17 protein-coding genes, 1 tRNA gene and 2 pseudogenes are annotated in these 24,073 nt (G+C 59.5%); 8 read left to right on the forward strand and 12 right to left on the reverse strand.

What is annotated here, in order from left to right; translation table 11 throughout:
* Nucleotides 1–75 precede the first annotated feature (75 nt).
* Nucleotides 76–228 (reverse strand): annotated as a pseudogene (locus IE095_RS18475) (IS6 family transposase); the annotation flags it as partial.
* 272 nt (nt 229–500) lie between these two features.
* Between IE095_RS18475 and IE095_RS17075 the strand changes: the two are divergent.
* The 3 genes from IE095_RS17075 (at nt 501) to IE095_RS17085 (ending at nt 12,115) form a co-directional block, all read left to right on the forward strand.
* Nucleotides 501–782 (forward strand): hypothetical protein, encoded by a 282-nt coding sequence (locus IE095_RS17075; RefSeq protein ID WP_189413307.1) that lies wholly within the window; start codon nt 501–503, stop codon nt 780–782.
* A gap of 28 nt (nt 783–810) precedes the next feature.
* Entirely contained in the window at nt 811–1,404 is a 594-nt protein-coding gene (locus IE095_RS17080; RefSeq protein ID WP_189413309.1) for a hypothetical protein, read from the forward strand.
* A 655-nt stretch (nt 1,405–2,059) separates the two neighbouring features.
* Nucleotides 2,060–12,115: an SPM autocatalytic domain-containing protein gene (locus IE095_RS17085; protein ID WP_505825453.1), complete on the forward strand. Its 10,056-nt coding sequence runs from the start codon at nt 2,060–2,062 to the stop codon at nt 12,113–12,115.
* A gap of 71 nt (nt 12,116–12,186) precedes the next feature.
* Here IE095_RS17085 and IE095_RS17090 read toward each other — a convergent pair whose 3' ends face one another.
* The gene (locus IE095_RS17090; RefSeq protein WP_189413313.1) at nt 12,187–12,903 is read right to left on the reverse strand and encodes a recombinase family protein; all 717 of its coding nucleotides are present in this window, start codon (nt 12,901–12,903) and stop codon (nt 12,187–12,189) included.
* 188 nt (nt 12,904–13,091) lie between these two features.
* Here IE095_RS17090 and IE095_RS17095 point away from each other — a divergent pair, with 188 nt between their 5' ends.
* A complete protein-coding gene (locus IE095_RS17095) occupies nt 13,092–13,304 on the forward strand; it encodes a hypothetical protein (protein ID WP_189413315.1) in 213 nt (70 codons plus the stop codon).
* 92 nt (nt 13,305–13,396) lie between these two features.
* A complete protein-coding gene (locus tag IE095_RS17100) occupies nt 13,397–13,705 on the forward strand; it encodes a DUF3489 domain-containing protein (protein ID WP_189413317.1) in 309 nt (102 codons plus the stop codon).
* A gap of 92 nt (nt 13,706–13,797) precedes the next feature.
* Here the strand turns inward: IE095_RS17100 and IE095_RS17105 are convergent, their stop codons facing one another.
* The 8 genes and pseudogenes from IE095_RS17105 to IE095_RS17140 all read right to left on the reverse strand — a co-directional run bounded on the left by IE095_RS17105 (nt 13,798) and on the right by IE095_RS17140 (nt 19,352).
* Entirely contained in the window at nt 13,798–14,331 is a 534-nt protein-coding gene (locus IE095_RS17105; protein WP_189413318.1) for a phage terminase small subunit P27 family, read from the reverse strand.
* Nucleotides 14,331–14,555, reverse strand: a complete 225-nt coding sequence (locus IE095_RS17110; protein ID WP_189413320.1) for a DUF7220 family protein — start codon at nt 14,553–14,555, stop codon at nt 14,331–14,333. The genes IE095_RS17105 and IE095_RS17110 overlap by 1 nt, the downstream gene beginning before the upstream one ends.
* Nucleotides 14,552–15,037: a hypothetical protein gene (locus IE095_RS17115; RefSeq protein ID WP_189413322.1), complete on the reverse strand. Its 486-nt coding sequence runs from the start codon at nt 15,035–15,037 to the stop codon at nt 14,552–14,554. The genes IE095_RS17110 and IE095_RS17115 overlap by 4 nt, the downstream gene beginning before the upstream one ends.
* A 92-nt stretch (nt 15,038–15,129) precedes the next feature.
* Nucleotides 15,130–15,396 (reverse strand): annotated as a pseudogene (locus IE095_RS17120) (ATP-binding protein); the annotation flags it as partial.
* Between the two features lie 41 nt (nt 15,397–15,437).
* Nucleotides 15,438–16,573, reverse strand: a protein-coding gene (locus tag IE095_RS17125; RefSeq protein WP_373295420.1) for an IS3 family transposase whose coding sequence is annotated in 2 segments (ribosomal slippage) — nt 15,438–16,288 and nt 16,288–16,573 — 1,137 coding nt in all. Because the reading frame shifts where the segments join, the coding sequence is not laid out codon by codon here.
* Between the two features lie 267 nt (nt 16,574–16,840).
* Entirely contained in the window at nt 16,841–17,422 is a 582-nt protein-coding gene (locus IE095_RS17130; RefSeq protein WP_189413324.1) for a DUF5681 domain-containing protein, read from the reverse strand.
* Complete coding sequence (locus tag IE095_RS17135) at nt 17,419–18,048, reverse strand: DUF5681 domain-containing protein (protein ID WP_229804905.1); 630 nt, start codon at nt 18,046–18,048, stop codon at nt 17,419–17,421. The genes IE095_RS17130 and IE095_RS17135 overlap by 4 nt, the downstream gene beginning before the upstream one ends.
* Nucleotides 18,049–18,053: 5 nt before the next feature.
* Nucleotides 18,054–19,352, reverse strand: a complete 1,299-nt coding sequence (locus IE095_RS17140) for a site-specific DNA-methyltransferase (protein ID WP_308428912.1) — start codon at nt 19,350–19,352, stop codon at nt 18,054–18,056.
* A gap of 524 nt (nt 19,353–19,876) precedes the next feature.
* Here IE095_RS17140 and IE095_RS18480 point away from each other — a divergent pair.
* From IE095_RS18480 to IE095_RS17155, 3 genes are read left to right on the forward strand one after another with little or no spacing between them, the layout of a single operon-like run.
* Nucleotides 19,877–20,101, forward strand: coding sequence for a DUF3489 domain-containing protein (locus tag IE095_RS18480; protein ID WP_229804897.1), 225 nt, complete (start codon nt 19,877–19,879; stop codon nt 20,099–20,101).
* Complete coding sequence (locus IE095_RS17150; protein ID WP_229804898.1) at nt 20,098–20,538, forward strand: DUF2924 domain-containing protein; 441 nt, start codon at nt 20,098–20,100, stop codon at nt 20,536–20,538. The genes IE095_RS18480 and IE095_RS17150 overlap by 4 nt, the downstream gene beginning before the upstream one ends.
* Nucleotides 20,535–22,124 carry a recombinase family protein gene (locus tag IE095_RS17155; RefSeq protein ID WP_189413332.1) on the forward strand — a complete coding sequence of 530 codons (1,590 nt, stop codon included), beginning with the start codon at nt 20,535–20,537 and terminating at the stop codon, nt 22,122–22,124. The genes IE095_RS17150 and IE095_RS17155 overlap by 4 nt, the downstream gene beginning before the upstream one ends.
* 425 nt (nt 22,125–22,549) lie before the next feature.
* On the opposite strand, the gene IE095_RS17160 is transcribed toward IE095_RS17155, so the two are convergent.
* Nucleotides 22,550–22,639 (reverse strand) — tRNA-Ser (locus tag IE095_RS17160).
* 50 nt (nt 22,640–22,689) lie between these two features.
* Nucleotides 22,690–24,072, reverse strand: a complete 1,383-nt coding sequence (locus IE095_RS17165; RefSeq protein WP_189413333.1) for a glutamine synthetase family protein — start codon at nt 24,070–24,072, stop codon at nt 22,690–22,692.
* Nucleotide 24,073: the final 1 nt, after the last annotated feature.

Below are 24,073 nucleotides of genomic sequence, written 5' to 3' on the forward strand. Positions count from 1 at the left end.
TTCGAGTCCCATTTTGATGCTAACGCCACTGTGATCCGAACCGGGTTTCGTAATCAAGGCATGCATCCCCAACAAAAACCGCACCGTTTCATAACTGATTTCGATCCCGCGTTTATGCAGGATCCTAGACATTCCGCAGTGACAGCGGAAACCGTATGTCGTCATAACAGCCAGACGGATGATTCCGGGATTTGTCTTGAACTCGCGGAAGGGGGAAGGCGGGGCCATCGGGAAAAGCGAGCCATCAGATATTGTGAGGGCAGGGGCTGCAAAGATAGCTGCTTTGCAGGCGGATGTGGTCTGGTTTGTAACCGGGGGGAAGTCGGCAGGTTGGCCCTCGGGGAGATGCGGTGGGTGGGGGGATTTCACGCGTGAAATGGGGGTTAAGAGGTTGGAATTATTGTGATATTCGTATTTTAGAATGTGTTTGAGTGTCAAAGCTTGTGGATATTTTGGCCAAAAGGGGTTGTGGCGGAAAGGCCGCGCCGTACTGGGGTTGAATGGGTTTGGGATTGGCGTTGGATGCGTCATTTTGGGCGGAAAGGGGTAAGGTGTTGGGAAGGCGCAAGGATTTTGGATTTCGTGGTGTTGCGCGCGGCATTGCAAAACGTTTGTGGTTGTGCGATGGGGGCTTGGCAAATCGGGAGGGAGTGTGGCAGGTAGGATTCGCGTATGGAGCGTTAGTGGAAGTGGGCGATCAGATTGTCTTTTTTGAGCATGAAAGTAAGTATTTGGCTTCTTTTGATACTGTGCAGTTTGATATCTTTCGCGCAACTCTCTAGAGCGGATACTGAATCAGAAAAAACTCGCGTGGCGGAGTTGATCTCTGTCTGTCTTGGTGAAGCCAATCTTGTTTCGGATGAAGATACTATTGATTATGAGCTTGATTATCAAATATTTGCCTGTCAAAATTCAAAACTCATGATTGAAGGGGCGAATTATTTAGTAAACTCTCTTACTGATCTAAAAAATAGAAAATTCAGCTCTTCAATCGAGATTTTGAGGGATTGCGTGGATAGGTACCCGCAACTTTCGCAATGTTGGTACTATCTATCTAAGTTAGTTTATGCGGACCCGGAAAATATTGGACCAGAGAGGCTACGTGCTTTATCATATATTTCGAGGGCAATATCTACTTCAAGGGATAGACCTAGAGATTATTATTATTTGTCGAGAGCGACAATGTATGCATCAGAGGCGAGGCTGTTGAGGGAAGATGATGAGATGCATCTTACTTTTTTAACATTAGCAGCAACAGATATGACTGTTTATCTTGATCTTAGTGAGGAATCGATATCTAAGAGCGATCTCAAATTGCGGCCCCAAGTGCAAGCCCTCATTGCAGAAATTTCGCTGAAAAAGTCCAATAAGCAGCATCTAGATGCTGCTGAGCTTGATAAGTAGCATCTCTCAAAATCTGAAAGAAAACAAAATGCAAGATATTAGCTCCCCTGAAGATCAGAACCCTTGGGGATTTGACTCTGGTATAAATGGTTTGAGTGTCGGTACAGACAACTTGGCCGGAACGCTCCTCAGTTTAACAGATGTCGGGACAGATGGGGGCACTGCGTTAAAGTTAATTGATGAATACTTTGAGAATTTTTCGTCTCTGGAGGGAACATTAGATGGCGTACATGACGGCTCTGATAGGTTGAATGCTGCTCTTGATGCCATTGAATTGACGGACGGCATTGCTAAACGACATGTGCATAACAAGATTATAGATTCTTTATTGGGTGATAGTGAAGTTGAGAGAGAAGCTGCGCAGAATTTAAAGGATGAGCTTGTAAAAAGTGGATATTGGTCTGAAGACTATGAGAGAGATTATAAGCTATATTTGGAGGAAGCTAAGGCTGTTTATATTAAAAACATCAATGAACTTGTAGTGGTGGGTTTTGATCAAAAAAACGAACCTGATCTCTATAAATTTAGCGCAGGACATCTTTCTGAAGAAACAAAGTACAAACTGCTTTATGGCTACATGGGCAACCCCAACGGCGGTGGTGGAGGCATCGGATTTGAAATTGGAACGACAGGGCCAAAAATTCCTTCCGGGTTGATGAAGGGTCTCCCGCCTTTGCCGGGGGGGGGCGGTTCTGGCGGGGGCGCTGGGTCTGGATATAGCAATTCTAATCCGTCTGGAGATGAGGGAAGTCATGGCCGTAACGAACATGGCAGCGGCTCTTATGGCGGAGACTCCGGATATGATGGCGATTCAGGCTACGGCGGAGACTCCGGATATGGTGGCGGTTCAGGCTACGGAGGAGATTCAGGAAACACTGGCGGATCCGGTGGTGGGTCCTTCTATGGTGGTGGAACCAATACTCCCTATGGCGGAGGAACCTACTATGGCGGGGTAGATTATACCTACGGAGCGACTGGCAGTGGCAATGGGTCGGGAAATACTGGCACTGGGGGCAATCCTGGAAAAGGCAAGGATGACAAAGTCACGCCAAGTACTTCCCCAAATACGACTTCGAAGCCCGATCCAACAATTCCGCTGGCCCCCATCCTTCTCGACCTAAACAACGACAACATCATAGGGATCACGGAACGCTCCAAATCCTCGTTCTACGTGGATGGGGGCGATGGGAAGGAGCATCGCACGGCCTGGGCGGGCGCTGGCGATGGGGTCCTTTTCTTTGACGCTGGGATGGACGGGAAGATCACCGAGAAGCGGGAGTTTGTGTTTACGGAATGGGCCGAGGGGTCCACGAGTGACATGGAGGCCCTGCGGGAGACGTTTGACACCAATCATGACGGAGTTTTGAGCGGCGCGGAGTTGGAGCCCTTCAAGGTGATGGTGACCCAGGCGGATGGGACTGTTATCGCGCAGACCTTGGGCGATCTTGGCATCACGGCGATCAATCTTAATCCCGATGCGACGCATATTGAATTGCCGGATGGCTCGGTGATTACCGGCAAGACGACGTTCACGCAGAATGGGGTCACCAGAATGGTGGCGGATACGACGCTGAGCATGGACGCCGAGGGGCATCGGGTTGTGCGGGTGGAGTCGGTGATCTCGGGTGGGGATTTCCAGAAGGAAATCGTGAACACGGGTTACAAGGAAGACGGCAAGATCGCCTTTGTGCAAACGACGCTTGCGAAGGCGGATGGGAGCCATGTTCGCCATTTGTTCGATGATAATGGTGACGGGGTGGTGGATCGTCGGCAGGATATCAAGACCTCGGTTGTGAATGGGGTGAAGACGGAATGGGTCGTGAACCGGGTGAATGACAGCTCGGATGAGAATAACGCGTTCAGCGTGGTGGACCGGACGAAGACGGTGACGATCACGAGTGCGGACGGGAACACGGTGACGATCGAGCGGGATACGAACGGGGGGGGTGTTTTCGAGGTCAGGGAAACGCGGGTGACGCGAAACCTGCCTGGCGACGTGACCGAGGTGGATGTGACGATCGAGCGTCTGGGGCCGAATGGGACGGTTCTGGAAAGCGTGACGAAGACGGCGTCGAACAACGGTCTGACGCGGGTTGAGACGCATGACAGCGATGGGGCTGGGGCGAGTTTTGGGCTGAAGACGTCGGTCGTGATCTCGGACGTGGCGGGGGTGCGGACGGAGACGGTGCTGCGTGAGGCTTTCAACGGGGCGGACATCGGGCGGACGGTGGAAGTGACGAGCGCGGATGGGCGTTCGGATACGGTGACGGAATGGGTGGACCGGGATCGGGATGGGGATCTGGATCTGGTGTCGACGAAGACAGTTGTTGTGACGGACGGGGCCGATGGCTCGAAGGTGACGACGACCGAGGTTCGGAACGGGAACGGTGGGCTGATCTCGAAGAGCGTGGGGACGGTGAGTTCGGACGCGCGGGCGAAGGAGCTGAAGGTCGATCCGGACGGGGACGGGGATTACGACGTGACGACAGGGGATGTCGTGACGGTTGTGAACGGGGTTCGGACGCAGGTTCAGACGGAGGTACATGGGGACGGGTCTGGGAACCTTGGGAAGAAGGTGGAGATTGCGGCGGACGGTGTGACGTCGAAGACCTGGTTGGATCTGGATGGAGATGGCGTCTTTGAGGCGCAGGAACTGGTGAAGGATGTGACGGTGGGGACCGGGGGGCTGCGGACGGAAAGTTCGTGGACGAAGGCTGCCGATGGGACGGTTGTGGCGTCTCAGGTGAGTGAGACGACGGCGGACGGGAAGCATCGGACGACGCGGATCGATCTGGACGGGGATGGGGATACGGATCGGGTTGTCAGCGATGTGACAGAGTTGCGTTGGGGCGGTTCGTCGGAGCGGGTTGTGACGACCTATGCGGCGAATGGGACGACGGAGCTGTCGAAAGTAGAGACGACGACCTCGGCGGATGGGTTGACGCAGGAAAGCGTGTCAACGGTGAAGGAGGATGGTCAGGAGGTGGTTACGCGTTCGACGCTGGCGGTGACGCTGGGAGAGGATGGCGAGACGATCCGGACCTATGTGGAAGCGGCTGAAAACGGCAAGGTGATCCAAAAGCGCGTTGTGACGGAGAGCGCGGATCGGCAGACGACGACAACGACGCTGGACGTGAACGGGGACGGTCAGATCGACAGCGAGACAGTGCAGACGGTTGCGTTGAACGGGAACGTGACGACGGTGGTGCGGAAGTTGGGCCTGGGCGGCGTTGAAATCTCGGAAGTGCGGGAAGAGGTGAGCCGGAACGGACAGGATGTCTGGGCGCGGGAAGATCTGGAAGGTGACGGCGACTATGATGTGAAGACGCTGACGACGTCGGTGGTGAATGCGGATGGATCGGTGACGGTGGCGCGTGAGGTCGATAGCCGGAACAACACGGACATCGGGCGAACGAAGACGGTGACATCGGCGGATGGCCTGGAGAAAGAAACCTTCAGCGATCTGGACATGTCAAATGCGATGCTGGAGCGGAGTTCGCGGCAGGAGACAAGCATCGAAGCCGATGGCTCTCGGGTGACGACAGAGACGAGTTTTGCGGGGGGCAACTATGCGACGGGCACCGTTGGGTCGGTGAAGCTTGTTGCGCAGGAAACGCGGGTATCGGCCAATGGGCTGAAGACCGAGGCGCGCTCTGACACGGATGGTGATGGCAGTTTTGACCGTATGAGCATCAGCACGACGGTGCTGACGAATGACGGATCAGGTCGGAAGACCGTGACGCAGATCGGACTTGTCGGGGCGGATGGCGGCTTCAAGATCGATCTGGATGAACAGAACGAGATCAAGCGGACCCACATTTATTCGACGACGGAAGAGACGATTCTTGTGGATGGCGAAGGCGTGCGCACGCGGGAACAGAAGATTGACGTCAATGGCGACTGGTCGGCCCTGGATGGCAATTTCGACACGATTGTTCGAACCGTACTTGGAACAAATGGTGCACAAACTGAGGCGCGCATCGAACAAGACCGGAACGGCGGGTTGCTTTGGAAATCGGAAAAGACAACGTCGCGCCATGGTCTGGAGGTCGAAACGCGTGTGGATGCGAATGGTGACGGAACAGCGGACGCGATCACCGTTGAAAACCTGATTCTGAACAGCAACGGTTCTACGACAAAGACCACCACCAACTATGGAAGTGTTGTCGATCCGTTTGGCGGCGGCAGCGAAACCGTGAACAGTCAATCTGTGGTCACCAGTTCAGCCAACGGCCATCGGGTGGTCGAAACGCAAGACATTGACGGTGATGGTGTCTTGGACTTCCGAACCACCACGGTCAAGACGGTTGCCGCCAATGGCGACAAGGTCACGGATGTCACGCGCGATGGTGGTGACAATGCCAATCTGATCGCGTCCGAAACGACGACGACCTCGCGCACCGGGCGCTCAGTGACTGTTGAAAGTGACTTGGACGGCAATGGCAAGAACGACATTCAAACGGTCACGAACATCAATGCCGACGGGACGAAAACCAGCGCGGTGACCTATTACTCGCTGGACGAAGTTAAAGTTGCCAAGACGATCAGCACGACCAGTGCGAACGGGCTGGTGACGTACATCACCAAGGACACGAATGGTGACGGCGACACGGACATCAAGATTCATCAGGAAAAGGTGCTGCAGAACGATGGCGATGTCCTGACGACAACAGTGGTCGACAACGGCCGCAACGAGCGGCTGGGTTCGATCACCGAGATCAAGTCGATGGACGGATTGCAATCCTCTGTGTCGCTGGATTGGGATGGCCGCGACGGCGTGGATTGGCGGTCGGAAACCAAACGCGTCTATGAAGGCGACGGCGATATCGTCGACACGATGATTTCGCTGGATGGCGTGTGGAATGTTCGCGCGCAGATCACGTCGATCACCAGCGGCAATGGCTTGAACCGTTATGTGACGACCGACTATGACGGCGATCATTCGCTCGATCGGATCCTCGACAGTCAGACGGCCGCAGACGGATCGAAGATTGTGACCACGACCGAATTCACCCCCGGTCTCGATGTGCGTAGGGAAACGACGATCAGCACAAGTGCGGATGGTCGGAATTCAATCACGGAAATCGACTTGAACGGGGATGGTCTGGTGGATCGCCGTTCGGATAGTACCGTCAATCTCGACCGGCAAACCCGCACGGAATATGCCGAGGTCAATCTGGATGGTTCCATCGGTGACCGGATTGTCGAGACGAAAAATTTCAACGGAACCGAGCATCGCTTTGCCTTTGACGTCGGGGGTGGTGACAGCCCGGAGTTCGTTCGAGAAACGGAAGTCAGCTACGGCGCGGCTGGCGAGAAGATCACCACCTTCAGCGAAAGCTATGGCGATCGCGTGGTGTATTCGGCGAAGACTATCACGCAACAAAACGGCCTGAAGACCCGGGTGGAAATTGATACCGACGGCGATGGCACGGTCGATGCCGTGACGGTGACCGAGACGACGATCAGCAAGAAGGGCGCGCGGACGACGACATCCGAGACGAGTTACACCAAGGAATATGACAATGACGTCCGATCGACCTCCAAGGTTTGGGTCAGCGCGGATGGGCGCGAGACGCGCACGAATGTAGACTATGACGGCAATGGCATCGACGACAAGACATCCGTTTTGAAGATTGGTTCGGATGGTTCGCGGATCGAGACCGAAAAGAGCTATGACAAGGCGGGCGGGCTGATCGGTGAAACCGTGACGGAAACCTCGGCCGATGGTTTGATCACGACGATTTCTCGGCAAGGCAACACCCAGTCGATCATCCGCTCGGCCGTCAGCGACAAGAGCTATGTCTGGAAGGGCGGCAATGAGGTTGGCTATGAAAAGGCCGAAGGCGCCGAAGCTGTTGCGGGTGACGTTGTCTCTGTTTGGGGAAGTGGTGGGGGCTACGTCAGCTATGTCCGGACCCTGACACAGAAAGAAGTGGTGCATGAGGTTGATGCTTTTGGCATCGAGACTTGGCGCTATACCGAGCGGGAAACCGTCAACGGCGACGTGACGACCACGGTGCATTCCACGCGGATTGATGCAGAAGCCAAGGCACGGATTCTGGCCGAAGCGGCGCGCATCTATGACGCCGTTCTGGATCGGGACATGGATGTCGCCGAGATGGAAGTTCTGGTTGAATTCGTGAGCAACGGGGAGTTGAACCGGCTGGCGCTGGTCGAAGAACTGATCCAGTCGGATGAATACGAAACCCGCTATGGCAATATGTCGCGGGCGGAATTCATCAACCAGATTTATTACAACACGATGGGTCGCGGAGCGACTTTGGCCGAAGCTGCGGAACTGATCGGCGAATTGGACGATGGTGTGACCCGGGCAGAAGTCGCGCGCGATCTGGCCGAACGGCTGGAGCATGTGATCGTCGGCAATGGCCATATGTCGACCAACAATTTCGACGTGATCATGAATCCGGCGGTCTTTGAACGCAGTCTGGATCGAGCCTTTGTGCACGAGCAGGTTCGCCGTCTGATAGACGTGGTTTACGATCGCAAGGCGACTGACAATGAATTGTCGGTGCTGGGAGGCAAGCTGATGTCCGGCACCGAGACGCTGGCGGACATTGCGCAGTTGCTGCTGGACACCGAAGGCAAGCTATTCGGGGGGCGGACGACGGCGATTGATGCGGGGATGAGCGCGACCAGCTTCGTGCGCAACGCTTTTGAGAATGCCTTTGGGCGTTTGCCGTCCGAAACGGAAGAGTTGCGCTGGGTCGCGCAGTTGGATCAGGGGCGCATCTCGAAGGCGGGCCTCGTGGTTTTGTTTGCGAACTCCATTGATCATTTTGCCAATGGCAATGTGACCCTGCCCTTTGAAAACACCGTCGCAAATACGGTCCGGAACGGCACATCCAGCAACGAGGTGCTGAACGGAAATGGCGGCCAGGACGACATGGATGGCCGAGACGGCGCTGACACTTTGAATGGCAATGATGGGGCCGATCGTCTGGAAGGCGGTGCGGGTTCAGACTCTCTCGTGGGGGGGAAAGGACAAGACAGGTATTTCTGGTCACGAGGCGAAGGCAGCGACACGATCGACGACAATGACGTGTCGACGCTGACCACAGATACGTTGATCCTGACGGATGTGAGTTCGACGGCGGGGGATTTTTCGCTGGAGCGTTCGGGGAACCATCTGCTGGTGAAGATTGGGGCCTATACGATCACAGTGAAGGACCGGCTTCAGGATGGGACGAAGGGTCTTGGCATTGAGGCGCTTCAGTTCAGTGACGGCGTGGTCTGGGATTTGCGGACCATTCTGCTGAATACGAAATCTGTCGGCGCGGCTGCGACGGCTGGTGGCGCCTATCGGGACAATCTGAAGGGCACCAGCGGGAATGACACGATCACCGGCGGCGGTGGTCGGGACACCTTGACGGGCAATGCAGGGCAGGACCGGCTTGATGGCGGTGCCGCAGGCGACCGTTATGTCTGGAGCCGTGGTGACGGCAATGACACGATCGTCGAAGGTGCGGACAGCACGAATGCCATCGACATTCTGGAACTGACCGATGTGGCGATGGGACAGGTCTTTGATGTGTTGCGGATCAATGGCACGAATGACATCCGCATTTACATCGACAGCGCGACCGGTCCGACCATCACCGTTCTGAACCAATTCAACGACACTGTGGTCGGTGGTGGTATCGAGAGGATCGTCTTTAGTGACGGCATCTGGACGCTGCATGATCTGTTGCGCAAGTCGAACTTCAACGACGGGGACGACCCCAGCTTGGTGACGGGCAGCCGCTATGATGATCTCGTCACTGGAGCAGGCGGCGGCGATACGCTGAGTTCTGGCGAGGGGGACGATACCCTTTTGGGCGGGACTGGTGCCGATGTCTTGCAGGGTGGCGCGGGCGGGGATGAATACCGCTGGAACCGTGGGGATGGCGCGGACACGATCAACGATTGGGGCAACCGTGGCAACGGTCGGGATGAGCTGAAGCTGCTGAACGCGCGTTCGGATGAAGTCAGTTTCCAACGGGAAAACAACAGCGAAGACCTGAAGATCATCATCGATGGCGCGCATGGCGCAATCCTGATCGATCAGGGTTTCTTCTCGGACAGCGTAGCGGGGCGCGGCATTGATCGCATTGTCCTGTCGGATGGTGTGATTTGGGATCGCGACGACATTCTGGATCGCGCCATAGCCTTTGGTGGTAATTCCGGCACCACCCTGAATGGAACCGGATCACGCGACCGTCTTTCGGGCGGTGACGGCAATGATGTGATCATTGGTCGCGGCGGCGCGGACACGATGGTGGGGGGCGATGGTGCAGACACCCTGAAGGGTGGCTCGGGATCTGATTTATACATCTGGAACGCAGAAACGTCCCGGGGCAGCGATCGGATCGAGGATTTCTCGGATCACGCAGGTGACGTCGACACATTGCGGATCGTCGGCGTCGGCGGAAATGACGTGCGCCTGCGAAAGGATGGGGGAAACCTCCTTGTCGATATTGATGTGAACGGTGGCGGCTATGACCACACCATAACCGACGTCAGCCGTTTTGATCAGGCGGGGAATGGCGGGATCGAAATCATCGAATTCGATGATGGCTCCCGGATCCTTGTCCGCGGAACTGACCTTGCGACGGCCGAGTACCAAGGGACGGGCGACGGCGATCTGAAGTCGGGCTGGAACTACCGTGACCTGATGGAGGGTCGGGAAGGGAATGACACGCTGGATGGCGGCGAATGGGGTATGGATACCCTGATTGGGGGCAAAGGTCAGGATTTGCTGGATGGCAGACACGGATCGGACGATTACCGCTGGTCCATTGGCGATGGAAACGACACGATCAATGACACCGGGACATCGACTGCGGACGCTGACAGGCTGGTCATCGATCTGGACAACCTGACCGCCGAAGACGTCTTGTTGCGGCGGTTGACCGGCGCAGATGGGTTGCGCGTCATCATCGGCGACGAGGTCATCCGCATCGACCAGCAATATCTGGCGGGTGGCGATGGCAAAGGGATTGAGTCCATTGTGCTGAGCGATGGCACTGTCTGGACGTTGGAAGACATCTATGCACTGACCCGTACGGTCGGAACGGACGAAACAGCGGACACTTTGATCGGCACGGCCTACCGTGACAACATATTTGGCCGTGCGGGCGGGGATCGCCTGGAGGGCGCCGGAGGCGCCGATCATCTTTATGGTGGTGAGGGCAATGACCGGCTGTTCGGCGGTGCGGGTTCCGATGTCTATCACTGGGCGATCGGAGACGGAGCAGACACCATCGAGGATGGCTACAGCAGTTCGTCTCAATCCGACATTCTGGCCTTCGATGATATGACTTCGGCCATGGCTGAGACCGGGCAAGTCGTTCTGGAACGCACCCGCAACGATCTCCTGGTGAAGATCACCGCAGGCGGCGTTGAAAGGGTCATCACCGTTGTCGGGCAATATGACGATGCCAATCCGGGCGTTGGTCTTGAAGGCTTCCAATTTGCTGATGGCGTGATCTGGTCCTGGGATGATCTCTTGGAAAAGACCAACTGGCAGGCGTCCGAGGGAGACACGGTTGTCGAAGGCTCTTCGCTGCGTGACAACATCCACGGCCGGGGCGGCAATGATGAACTTCTTGGACTGGGTGGGCAGGACCATCTCTATGGCGGTGCCGGTGCGGACACGTTGGACGGCGCCGCTGGGCACGATACCTATTATTGGCAAACCGGCTGGGGCTATGACATCATCAGGGATCACTATGTCGGCGGTGAAGACCATGTTGACACGCTCAATCTGACGGGCGTCACCGCTATCGAGCTTGTTCGTGAACCTGTGTCGGGCAGTGGCCGTTTTGATTTGCTGGTCAAGGTTGGTGGCAGCACGGCCATCCGGGTGACGGATCAGTTTGAAACCCTGGGTTCGGGTCAAGGTATCGAACGGATTGTCTTCGGTTCGGATGGAGAGCTCAGCTGGACCCTGGCGGACATTCTTGCCAATACAAAAACCAATGGAACTGGCCTTGCTGACACGATCGACGGAACTGGCTTTGCCGACAATTTGATCGGCTATGGTGGGGCGGACAAGCTTTATGGTGGCTATGGCCAGGATACCCTTATCGGAGGGTATGGAGCCGATACGCTGGATGGCGGGGCAGGTGACGATGAGGTCGACTATTCCGACTCGGATGCCTCTGTGGATGTGGACCTTGCCCGGACGGGCGATCAGATCGGTGGTAAAGCTGCCGGAGATCGGCTGGTCAGTATAGAGGGTTTGATCGGCTCGAATTATGCTGATCTCCTCTCCGGCGATGATGCCGCGAACGTTTTCACGGGCGGAGAAGGCAATGACACCTTGCTGGGACGTGCCGGGTTTGACCGTCTTTACGGCGGTAAAGGCAACGACCGGCTGAACGGTGGCGAAGATTCTGACATGCTCTACGGAGGCGACGGTGCGGATCGGTTTGTGTTCTGGCTGGGCACAGGGGAAGATACCATCGCGTCGTTCAATGCTGCCGAAGGTGACACGATCGAATTTGCACGGGCGTCAGGTGCGAACGGCAACTTCGTGTTCCGGGGCGCTGGGTCGTTCGGAGCTGGTGGTAGCGGGCCCGAGGCAAGGCTTGTCGGCGATCTTCTGATGATCGACGTGGACGATGATGGCGTGGCAGACATTCGCGTGACCATCAACAACTTTGAAGGTTCCACCGCTTTTGGGGCGAGTTCCTTCATCATCAGTTGAGCCATCGGGTATCACGAACAGTTCCAGGCCAGTCGCTGTGCAGATTGGCTTGGGAGGTGCCTGGCCGCCAGCTATGGATCGCCTGAAGCGGGGTGTGACATCAGTGCCCGGCATCTCCCCACAAGTCCCATCACATTGGACACCTGCCACTTCCCGCCTCGCCTTGTCTGTATCCCGCGTCGGGTGAGTTCGGCTGCGATGGCGCGCAGCGAGAGGTGACCCTCGGCGCGGATGTCGGCGAGGACAGGGGCCAGGTCTTGTGCGAAGGCCTCGGCATTGGCGGTGACGGTGGCGCGCAGGGCTTCCCCGCCTTTGCCCGCACGGCGCAGGGCGGCAGCGCCGTTGGGGTTGCCGAGTTTGGTGCCCCGGGCGCGGGCGGCGGCGAGGGCCTCCTTGGTGCGGCGCGAGATGGCTTCGCGTTCGGCTTCGGCGACAAGGGCCATGATGCCCACCGTCAGGTCGTTGGCCTGTGGCATGTCGCAGGCAAGGAAACGGACGCCAGAGTCGCGCAGGGCCAGCAGGAAGGCCGCGTTGCGGGACAGGCGGTCGAGTTTGGCGATCACCAGCGTGGCCCCGGTGACCTTGGCCAGATGCAGGGCCTTGACGAGTTCGGGCCGATTGCCTTTGCGCCCGCTTTCCACTTCGGTGAATCGGCCCACCAGCGTGGCACCCGAGTTCTTCGCATGATCCTCGATCACCTTGCGCTGCGCTTCCAGCCCAAGGCCTGATTGACCCTGCCGCGCGGTGGAGACCCGTTCGTAAGAAACCAGCCGCAAACCATCCGCCATCGCCGCCCCCTGTACACAACTGCCTAACGTTCGTTGCGCAGGAAGGTACCATGGCTTTGGGCGGGGGCGTAGCCAAAGCTGACGCGGATGATCGGATTTATTGTTCAGGAACAGCATCTTATTGACTTGAAGCGGCTGCAAAGCAGAGCGAACGTGATCCGGCGAAGACCCGAAGAACGGAGCCAACCATGCTGAACCCGACCCGCCAGCCCAAAGACACCCGCACGGCCCTTGATGCTTTCCTTGCCCACAAGGCGACCATTGATACGTTGCTGGAAGAGCTGACCAAACGCAGCACGGAACATTTTGACGCGGACCCGGAAGCGATCAACTGGACTGATGTTGCAGGGCTCGCCCGCCTGTCAGACGCCCTCAAGGACGCTTGCGACAGCGCGCCGTGACAGGGGCACGCTCCGCCTGAAGACACTCCCCCCGCCCGCGCGGGGTTGGCCCGGTAGGAGGGCACGGTGCCCCCGGACCGAGGAGACAGATCATGGCGAAGACGACCAAGAACGAGATCGCGGCAGAGGCGGGCACAGAGGACAGCGCCGCTCTTGCCCCCGCAAGCGATGCACCGCGCAAATCGCCCTTCCGGGCGGGCAGCAAGCTGGCCCTGCTGGTCGAGGTGCTGGAACGGGCGGAAGGGGCGACGCTGACCGAGATGCAGGCGGCGACCGGCTGGCAGGGCCACAGCGTGCGCGGGGCCATGGCGGGATCACTGAAGAAGCAGGGCCTGCAGGTGACGAACGAGAAGACCGAGGATCGCGGCAGGGTCTGGCGACTGGCGGCCCAGCAGGCTTGATGCCCATAGCATGGCGGCTGCGGGGTCTTTGCCTTTGCAGCCGCAAGGGGTGGTTGCTGTCCATTGGACCGCCCCGGCCATTGCGGCCCCTCTCAGAGGCGCGCATCCGGGCCCGAGATCACCACCTCATTAGGCAGTGCCGGATTGTCGCGACCCTCGGGTCCAACGATCAGCCGGACAACCGTCACCGGCTCGTGCACAGGTTCGGGCTCGCGCAGGCTGACAATCCTCGACCGCGCCGCCGGGGTCAGACCCAATTCGGTCATGAAGCGCCCCATCAGTTCCAACTGCCGGTTGACAATGGACAGCCAAGGCGATTGCTGCACATGGCCCGAGGGTGACTTCAGCATGATCGGCGTCACCTTCAGCTTTTGCTCTGCCTCGACCCAGCGGCCCCAGCATTGGCAATAGGCCGCCATGGCCGCCCGATCCACCGTGGTCAGCACGCCCATCTGATGCAGGGTGCTGGCCAGCCGCTGCCATTCCGCCTGCGCCTCGCCCTCCAGATGCGCCGGACATTCCGGCAGGTCGTTCGGGGGCTGCGGCTCGTCATGGTTCCAGGCCCGCTTGCCGGGATTGCCTGCCGCGCGACGCAGGGCGGTGGGTTGAGGGCGGCGGCCTGTCATCAGGAATTCCGCCCCTGCGCCAAGGCCTCGAACATGCGGCGCAGCAGGTAGGAGCGCAGGAGCGAGACCAGCAGAAAGGCCCCGGCAATCTTGAGGTTCTGCGCGAAGGTCACCTGCAGCCCGAAGGCCGGGTAGAGGAACAGCTGCAAGAGAATGGCCAGCACATAGCCGGTCAGGACATTTATCCCGGCCTCGATCAGCGAAAGGCGGCGTGATTGGCTCATCCCCGACCCTCCAGCAAGGCTTCCTCGGCAACGTCGTCGGGTGGGTCATAGGGGGAGGTTATGCGAACACCGCCGTCTGTCGTGGATTCAAGGGTCAGGGCATAGGCCTCGGCCGCGTTTTTCCGCTCGGCAATCACATCCAGATAATCGCGCAGCTTGTCCGCCGCAGAACCGCCATCCGGGACGATCTTGTCGGGCTCGGGCAGGCCATGCTCGATCCGTGTCGTCTCGCGCCATCCGGCTTGGGTCTTCAGAAAGAAGATCATCGAAGCCGTATCCCCGGCCCGCGCCTTGTTGATTAGCCCTTGCGCAATCACCCCGATCACCCGCGCCTTGCCGCGTTTATAACGTTCCGCAATATCCGGATCGCGGTTCATCATCGAAAAGAACGTGGTCCGCCCAATGCCGAAGTAATCCGCCACCTGCTCGGCCGTCAGCAAAGCCGCCAAGGTCTCGACCTCGGCCCGCTGCGTCTCGCTCAAAATCTTTTCCGGGCGTGCCTGTTGATTTCCACCCAGAAGTGACCCGGGTTTTTCATCGAGAATTGACCCGCCTGTAGGTTATGTTCTGCGGGTTATGCTTGGGTCAAGACATGCGTAGTCTCCCTTTTCGTTTTGGCTACTGCTGAGCTGGCCTTGAAGCGGAAGCTGTCGTTTCCGGTCTCCAGGATGTGGCAGCGGTGGGTGAGACGATCGAGCAAGGCGGTGGTCATTTTGGCGTCGCCAAAAACCGTGGCCCATTCGCTGAAGCTGAGGTTGGTTGTGATCACGACGCTGGTGCGCTCGTAGAGCTTGCTCAGCAGATGGAAGAGCAGCGCTCCGCCCGATGCACTGAACGGCAGATTGAGCTACTCCCCGATCTTTGGACAGATTTTCGGGTCATTTAAGCTACTGCCTGCACCCGCTGGTCGGTTTCGATTTTGTTGAAGTAGACCACAGCGGGCGCCTGTCCGCCATGGGCGGCGTGGGGCCGCTGGTGATTGTAGAAGGTGATCCATCGGCCGACGCCGGCCTTTGCCTGCGAGCCGGTCTCCCAGGCGTGTAGATAGACGCATTCATACTTCAGGGACCGCCAGAGGCGCTCGATGAAGATGTTGTCGAGACAGCGCCCCTTGCCGTCCATCGAGATCCGGGTGCCGACCCGTTTCAGCCGGTCGGTCCAGGCAAAGGATGTGAACTGGCTGCCCTGATCGGTGTTCATGATCTCGGGCGGGCCGAACTTGTGGATCGCCTCGTTCAGCGCCTCGACGCAGAAGTCGGCTTCCAGGGTGTTCGAGATGCGCCAGGCCAAGACCTTGCGGGTGTGCCAGTCCATGATGGCGACCAGATAAAGAAAGCCCCGACGCATGGGCAGGTAGGTGATATCGGCGCACCAGACTTGGTTGGGCCGCTCCACCCGCAGACCGCCCAGAAGATAGGGGTAGGTCTTGTGGCCCTTCGCGGGCTTGCTGGTGTCAGGCCTCTGGTAGATCGGCATGAGGCGCATCAGTCGCCGGATGCGCTTGTAGTTCACGGCATGGCCCTCGTTCTGCAAGTGCCACGTCATCTGCTGCACGCCGTAAAACGGTGTCTCGAGGAACTGCTTGTCGATCACCACCATGAGGTCGAGGTTCATGGCCGTCTCGCCCATCAGTTCGTAGTAGAACGACGAGCGTGCGATCGACAGCAAGCGACATTGTGCCCTTGCCGACAGGCTCGGGTGGTTCTTCTCGATCATGCCACGCCTCACTTGCCGGTCCAGGGCTTGAGCTTTCGTGACAAAAAATCGTTGGCAACAGCCAGCTCCCCGATCTTGGCATGCAGCGCCCGCACCGTGTCCTCGTCGACCTCGGGGGCCCTCTTGCCACCCCGCTCGAAGACATCCGCCGCGCCGTCCAGCAAAGCTTTCTTCCATTGATGGATCATCGTCGGATGCACGCCGTATTCGGCGGCCAGTTCCGACACTGTGCGCTCGCCCTTCACGGCTTCCAGCGCCACGCGGGCCTTGAACCCCGCGTCATGGTTCCTGCGTTTCTTCATGTCCTGATCTCCTCGTTCTTGGAGACCAGCAGACGTCAGATCATAGCTTCCGTCACTGTCCGATTTTCGGGGAGGAGCTCAAGCACGAGGGGAAAAACCGCTGCGCAATCCTGACAATCCGCGCGCAGGCCACCCATTCCGACCCGGCTCGCAACTAGCGGAAACCGCGCAACAACCCGCGATCCTGCGTGATTGTTCATTGTTTGTTCGAAACGACTCATAACCTGAAGGCCGCAGGTTCGTCATTGCTACGCAACGTGGCGTAACCTACCCCCGAACCTCCCACCACTCCGGCCAGTTGACCTTGTTTGGCGTGCGGGTTGCCTTGACCACCGTGGCCTGTTCTTCGGGGCTGAGGCGACGATCTCCCATTCGCGCCAGGGCGGCTTCGACGATCCAGGGTTCCAGCGCCATCCGGGCCGTCGGTCGATAGGGGTCGAGTTTCTTGGCCATGCGCAGAAGCTCAAGCGCGGAAGTGACACTCCCAGGCATAACTGACACACGAACAATGGCGGTCACGCGATCCGCTTCATCAACGCGCTCAGACTTGCCGGTCTCGATGACCGCCATGGCATCACGGGCTGCTGGTCCGTTGCCTTCCAGCCCGCGTTTGGCCAATTGCAAAAGGAAGGCTTCTTCGGCCGTGACTTTGGTTGTAGTGGTACCGTCCCGGATCGTGACGATTTGCCCAAGCACAGCCTCGTAAGGGGCCTCGCGATGCTTTCCGCGCGGCCGACCCTTGGAATTCCCGCTCTGGCCCTTCTGGAAGCGCCCCGAGACCGGAGGGCGACCATAGCCAATTGCCGCCTCGGCTTGATCGTCGTGTCGATCGTCAAAGCCGTCACTCATTTGCGGCGACCTGATGGCCAGACAAGATTGGCGCTGTCGCGGGTGCACCGCAGGATGTTTGTCACATCGCGGCTGTCAAAAGCGGTGGCACTGCGCCGCCGGGCGAGCGCTTGTTGCACGGCCCAAGGTTCCAGCAGGAGCCGCAGCCGCCGTTCTTCGCCAGATCCATAGTAAGAATCGGATGCCCAAGCCGGGTCAGGGCTGGCAATCCCGAGGATCAGCATGGCAGCATCCGCATTGTCGGGATCAGGGGAGAATTTCAGGGCGATGGGTGTTTGCCCCTTCGTTGCGTTCTGTTTTGCAAACCACGCCTCTCGCTTTCGAATCCATTTCAACACCTCACGCTCGGCCATGCGCTTGCCCGCAATGGCCTCTTGATAGGTGCGATGTTGCAGCGCCTCTTCCATGGTGATCTCGCGTGGCACACCGTCGCGCGTCAAGGTGAGCTTGCGGTCGATAATCACGTCCATCGCGGATGGGCGCGGCGGCGGAGCGGGCTTTTTTGGCCGCCCTTTGGGATTGCCACTCTGACCTTTCTGGAACCGACCGCCGTCGCTCGTCTTTCCATTGGCTTCCGGCGCGCCCTCGGATGCAGCTTCGCGCGGGGGGCGAGAATTTCCTGCCATGCCCTTCACCCCTCAAGCACGGGTGTTCCGCCCGTCAGGGCGGTCCACCGCTCCAGCGCGACATCGACATAGGCCGGATCGATATCGAGACCGCGGAAGCGCCGTCCCGCACGTTCTGCGGCAATCAGCGTCGTGCCGGAACCAAGGAAGATATCCAGAACGAGATCGCCATGGTTCGTGACGTCGCGGATGGCGTCGGCAACAAGGCCGGTCGGTTTGACCGTCGGATGCAGTGCCAGATCCTCGCGGCGGCTGCCGCGCATCGAGTTCACCGAAGCATAATCCCAGACATTGGTGCGGTTGCGTCCGTGTCGACCAAGTTCCACCTGATTGAGATGCGGTGCGTCGCCAACCCGATAAACAAAGATCAGTTCGTGCTTGGAGCGGTAGAGCGATCCCATGCCAGCATTCGACTTGTTCCAGACGCAGAGGTTCAGCAGATCGCCATAGATCCCGCGCCCCACCACCGACACATCGTCCATGTGGCGCCAGTCCATACAGACAAAATGCACAGCGCCGTTGCGCGACACGTGGGCCGCGGCGCCGAGGGTGTCTGCCAGAAACGCACGGAATTCCGCTTCGGTCATCTCCCCCGAAGCCATGGCGAATTCCCGGTGGCGGCCCTTGGCATTGGCATGGCCACTGATCTTCACATTGTAGGGCGGATCGAGAAAGGCACAGTCGATCGAGGCCCCATCCGCCACCACGCGACGCAGAAAGTCTGCGTCCCGTCCGTCCCCGCAGCCAATCCGGTGTTCCCCGAGAATCCAGATATCGCCCTTACGAGTGCGGGGTTTGGTCGGCACCGCCGGGATCACCTCGTCATCCGGATCATCCTGGCCCTTCAGGATGACGTCGATCTCTCCCGTGGAAAAGCCGGTCAGAACCGGATCAAAGCTGATGTCCATCGAAGTCAGCGCCGCAAGTTCGCCTTGCAGGATCTCCATATCCCAACCGGCATTGAGCGCGATCTTGTTGTCCGCGAGGCGCAGCGCGCGCTTCTGATGATCGCTCAGCCCTTCGAGATCGATCACGGGGACCGTGTCCAAGCCCATGGCTTTCGCCGCCAAGAGCCGCCCGTGCCCGGCAATGATGTGCCCCGCGGCATCGGCGAGGATGGGGTTGGTGAAGCCGAACTCCGCAATCGACGCCTTGATCTGTTCCACCTGCCGCTTGGAGTGGGTGCGGGCATTCTGAGGATCAGGGACAAGTTCCGCGATTGGGCGATAGCGCACTATAAGGGGATGGGAGATTCCGGAAGAGTTGGGCATCCTACAATTCCAAGCGCAAGAGGTCCGGCTCATTGCACCATAGGGTAGAACAAGGGGCTTCACAACAACTTGGTGGCCATTGGATGATTGGGCCCAAATGGCCAGGCCGTTGCAAGGCAAAGATCCTCGCAAAGGTGACGTGGTCTGCCCCCAACGCCAGCGTCAGCGTCAGTGCCAGTGCCAGTGCCAGTGCCAATCGAGATCGCGGTTCTCGGACGCCATTGCGTGAATAGGCGGAACCTTGGACTGGACTTCGCCGCCGAACGGAGCGTTGCTGTTCCCATGCCCGGATTTCCGGGCTTGTCCCGGTACCGGCGGCAAAGGGCCTCCGGACAATTGGAGGACAAGCAATGATCGGCAAGGTTTCGGTCAACACGACGCAAACGCGTCAGAATAGCCCTCGCGGCAAGCAAGCCACGCCAACAGCGGCAGGACAAAAGGGGTCACTCGCGAGCGCGTCTCCCGTCACTTCAGGCGCAGATCCCATCGACACAGCCCGTGACACCGGTCCCACAAGCGGCCGCCCACTTGCGCAGGCCACGGACGGCCAAACGCCGGTGGACGCGACCGCAGCCTTGGCCCCCGAGACAAAGCTATCCCAGCTGCTTGCCCTGTTGCGCCGTCCCGAGGGCACGACACTGGCCGAGATGTGCGCTGCGACCGGCTGGCAGGCGCATTCCGTGCGCGGGGCGATGGCCGGCACGCTCAAACGCAAAGGTCATGTCATCGCTTCGCAAAAGCTGGAGGATGTGCGCCGCTACCGGATCGAGGTGGTCTCGTGAGCCGCGCCGCGCCCCGGGGCAAGGGTCTGCTTTCTGATCTGGAGCAAACGGTTGAGGCCCTAGCGGGCCTTGACCTCCACGGCCTGCGGGCTGTCTGGCAGCAACAATTCGGATTGCCCCCCAAGCTGCGCTCAACCGATCTGCTGCGCCACCTGCTTGCTTGGCGCCTGCAAGCCGCGTTCCATGGTGGTCTGGATCGCGAGAGCCGCCGCAGGCTGGCGCGCCGCGGAGCCATCGCCCCGGAGGGCCAGCATCTTGGGCTCGGCGCAGTCTTGCGGCGCGACTGGCAGGGCCGCCGCATCGAGGCGGTGGTCGAGGCGGAGGGGTTTCGCTGGGAGGGCAAACTCTATCCGAGCCTGTCCGCCGTCGCGCGGGCGGTGACGGGCAGTCGGTGGAACGGGCCGCGGTTCTTTGGCCTGCGCGGGGTGCGGCCATGAAGGCCACCGTCCGGCGCTGTGCGCTCTATACCCGCAAAAGCACTGAAGAAGGCTTGGATCAGGAGTTTAACTCGCTGGATGCGCAGCGCGAAGCCTGTGCGGCTTATGTGAAGAGCCAGTCTGGCGAAGGCTGGAAGGCCCTTCCCACGGTCTATGATGATGGGGGCTATTCAGGGGGCACCATGGAACGGCCCGCCCTGCAACAGCTTCTGGCTGATGTGGCGGCGGGTCGGATCGACGTCATCGTGGTCTACAAGATCGACCGCCTGTCGCGCTCCTTGGCGGACTTCGTGCGCATGGTCGAGATCTTTGACCGGCATGGCGTGAGTTTTGTCTCGGTGACACAGGCCTTCAACACCACCACCAGCATGGGGCGACTGACGTTGAATGTGCTGCTTTCCTTTGCGCAATTCGAACGCGAGGTGACGGGCGAACGGATCCGCGACAAGATCGCCGCGTCCAAGAAGAAAGGCATGTGGATGGGCGGCACCTTGCCGCTGGGCTATGATCGGCCAGCAACGGGCAGCCGGACCCTGCTTGTGAACGCAGGGGAAGCGGTCCTTGTTCGACACATCTTCGAAAGCTACCTCGCCTCGGCCTCGGTCCATGCGCTGGAACGGCAGTTGCAGCAGGAGGGCGTGGTCTCGAAGCGCTGCGTGGCCTCCAGCGGGCAAGTCCGCGGCGGCGTTCCGTTCAGCCGGGGTGCCCTGTTCCATCTTTTGCGCAACCGCCTCTACCTTGGCGAGATCCCGCACCGCGACATGTGCCACCCCGGTCTTCATGAGGCGATTGTCGAGCCTGCCCTGTTCGACGCGGTGCAACAGAAACTCGATGCCCATGTTCGGCGCCGCGGCAAAGCGCGGGATACCGTGGCCCATGCCCCGCTGACCGGGCGTATCTTCGATGCCGACGATCAGGTGATGTCTCCCGCCTTTGCCTATGGCCGGGGTGGCAAGCTCTATCGCTATTATGTCACGGCCTCTCTGCAGCAAGGCGGCAAACGCGAGAAGGGCGACGAGGCGCTGCGCCGCGTTTCGGCCGCAGCGCTTGAAGCAAGATTGGTCTCCGTTCTGGAACGCCTGCTGCCCGAGCATTCGGGGCCGCACCTGGACCTGATCATCCGGGTCGAGCTTCACGCCAGCAGTCTTGAACTGCTCTTGCCGATCCGCTGGCTTGCACGCATGCGCGCCCGTCTTTTGCCCGGCGAGACGGCCGATGCGGATGCGACGGACCCATCGCAACTGCGACTCTCATTGCCCGTTCGCCTTCGCACTCGGGGTGGCCACACGGAGATCATCGGCGGCGAACCTGCTGCGTCCAAGCCCGATCCTGTGCTCATCAAAGCCCTGCGCGCCGCCCATGCCTTGCTGCCCACGGACAGAAACGGCACGCCCATTCTAGAGGCCGCCCCCGAGTCTTCCTATCAGCGGCGGCTTGTTCGCCTCGCCTTTCTGGCCCCGGATCTGCAGGCTGCGATCCTCGAAGGAAGGCAACCCGCGGACCTGACGCTCGCCGTCCTGATGGCCGAAGACATGCCCTTGTCTTGGGCGAACCAACGTCAGCGCTTCGGCGCGCGGGTGGATTGAGACCCTGATTCCACTGCGAACCTCGATCTGATGCGTCACCTGATGCGCTACCTGCTATTCCTGTTAAATCACCTGTATTCGCGTCTTAATCACCCCCCTATCAGGGCTTAAATCGCCTGTTATCGGCACGAACAGGAAAGTGATTTTTGACGGTCTAAGCCACGGAAATCACGCCCTTATTCCGAGCGCCCGCGCGAAATCACAAGCAAATGGCCTGTTTTTGCGCCCGATTTGCAAGTTATTCCCTGTTAACGCCAAACTGCACGGCCCTCTGGACGCGCGGAGACCGGCGTCTGCGCAGGGCCGCAAGCGGCCAGAAACGGGCGGGGAAGCCTGACGACGAAACCGGGAGTTGCGTGAATTATCCGCCTGTTCCCGTGGCTTGCGCGGACGACGAACGACCGGAGACCAGTAGCAGGGGTCGGTGGCGGAGACGAAGGGATTCGAACCCTCGAGACGGTTCCCCGCCTGCACCCTTAGCAGGGGTGTGCCTTCGACCACTCGGCCACGTCTCCACCTGCGGGAATAGCGGGGCAGGGGACGGACGGCAAGGGTGAAAATCGCCTTAGACCGTATGAAGATACAGATCGTAGTCCACATCGCTGACCGTCCGCATCACCCGCGCATATTCCGCCGCCTTGATGGCGGTAAAGGTCCGGTGCATTTCCTCGCCCAAGGCCGCCTTCAGAAACGCCGACCCTTTCGCCGCCTCAATCGCCCCGCGCCAATCCATGGGCATCGGCGGGGCATCGGCCCCGTCTTCATAGCCGTTGCCCGTGGTCTCCGGGCCGGGATCAATGCGCCCCGCCATCCCATGCCGCAGCCCCGCCAGAATGGTCGCTGCCACCAGATAGGGGTTGGCATCCACGCCCGAAGGCCGGTGTTCGATCCGCCGCGCCTTGATATCCCCTGCCGGAATGCGCAAGGCGACGGAACGGTTGTTGACGCCCCAGGTGGGCGAGACCGGCGCATAGGATTGGCTGGCAAAGCGCCGCCAAGAATTGGCATGCGGCGCCCAGACCAGCATCGCCTCGCCCATCGTCGCCCGCAGCCCGCCCATCGCGTGCAGGATGGTCTCGTTCCAATCCCCTTCGACCGCCTCCACAAACACATTCCGCCCCGCCTCATCCGCCAAGGACACATGGAAATGCATCCCCGACCCGGCGTAATCCTCGATCGGTTTCGCCATGAAACAGGCCGTCACCCCATGCGCCCGCGCCTGCGCCCGCACGATCCGTTTCAGCCGCATCAGATCATCCGCCGCCTGCATCACATCCTTTCGGTAATGCAGCGTCAGCTCATATTGCCCCGGCGCATATTCCGAAATCATGGTCTCCGCCTGGATCCCCGCCTTCTCCGCCCCTTTGTAGATGTCGCTGAAAAGGGGCAGCATCCCGTGCAGATGGTCCACCGAATAAACCTCGGTCTTATGGCTGGCCCGTCCGTCCAACACGTCCCGGGCAGGCTGGACGCGGCCATTGCCGTCGCGCTCATTCGCCAGCAGGAAGAATTCCAGCTCGAACGCCGCATGGGCTTGCAGGCCTTCGTCGGCCAAGGCCTTGGCCTGTGCGGCCAAAGCGTGGCGCGGGTCGGACAGCATGGGCGTTCCGTCCAGATGATACATCGACATCAAGACTTCGGCGCGGGGCGGGTTGGTGCCGTGCAGGGGCACAAGGGAACCCGGCAAGGGCCAGGCCCGCAGATCGCCATCGCCCTGATCCCAGATCAGACCGGTTTCATGCACATCCTCGCCGCAGATATCGAGGCCCAGGATCGAGATCGGCAGATGCCGCCCATGGGTATAAAGCCCCATCAGCTCATGCCGCCGGATGATCTTGCCCCGACCAATGCCGTTGGCGTCATGCAGGACGATATCCACCGCCTCGATTTCCGGGTGGGCGGCCAGAAAGGCTTCGGCTTCGGCGGGCAGGGCTCCGGTCGGGTTCATT

Source organism: Neogemmobacter tilapiae, assembly GCF_014652215.1.
GTDB lineage: Bacteria > Pseudomonadota > Alphaproteobacteria > Rhodobacterales > Rhodobacteraceae > Neogemmobacter > Neogemmobacter tilapiae.

Excerpts from the sequence above, each read along its gene's own strand:
- IE095_RS17095 (WP_189413315.1), top strand. The coding sequence starts at position 13,092 with ATGCTGAACCCGACCCGCCAGCCCAAAGACACCCGCACGGCCCTTGAT.
- IE095_RS17110 (WP_189413320.1), bottom strand. The coding sequence starts at position 14,555 with ATGAGCCAATCACGCCGCCTTTCGCTGATCGAGGCCGGGATAAATGTC.
- IE095_RS17135 (WP_229804905.1), bottom strand. The coding sequence starts at position 18,048 with ATGGCAGGAAATTCTCGCCCCCCGCGCGAAGCTGCATCCGAGGGCGCG.
- IE095_RS17075 (WP_189413307.1), top strand. The coding sequence starts at position 501 with ATGGGTTTGGGATTGGCGTTGGATGCGTCATTTTGGGCGGAAAGGGGT.
- IE095_RS17100 (WP_189413317.1), top strand. The coding sequence starts at position 13,397 with ATGGCGAAGACGACCAAGAACGAGATCGCGGCAGAGGCGGGCACAGAG.
- IE095_RS17130 (WP_189413324.1), bottom strand. The coding sequence starts at position 17,422 with ATGAGTGACGGCTTTGACGATCGACACGACGATCAAGCCGAGGCGGCA.
- IE095_RS17085 (WP_505825453.1), top strand. The coding sequence starts at position 2,060 with ATGAAGGGTCTCCCGCCTTTGCCGGGGGGGGGCGGTTCTGGCGGGGGC.
- IE095_RS17140 (WP_308428912.1), bottom strand. The coding sequence starts at position 19,352 with ATGAGCCGGACCTCTTGCGCTTGGAATTGTAGGATGCCCAACTCTTCC.
- IE095_RS17090 (WP_189413313.1), bottom strand. The coding sequence starts at position 12,903 with ATGGCGGATGGTTTGCGGCTGGTTTCTTACGAACGGGTCTCCACCGCG.
- IE095_RS17105 (WP_189413318.1), bottom strand. The coding sequence starts at position 14,331 with ATGACAGGCCGCCGCCCTCAACCCACCGCCCTGCGTCGCGCGGCAGGC.
- IE095_RS17155 (WP_189413332.1), top strand. The coding sequence starts at position 20,535 with ATGAAGGCCACCGTCCGGCGCTGTGCGCTCTATACCCGCAAAAGCACT.
- IE095_RS17165 (WP_189413333.1), bottom strand. The coding sequence starts at position 24,072 with ATGAACCCGACCGGAGCCCTGCCCGCCGAAGCCGAAGCCTTTCTGGCC.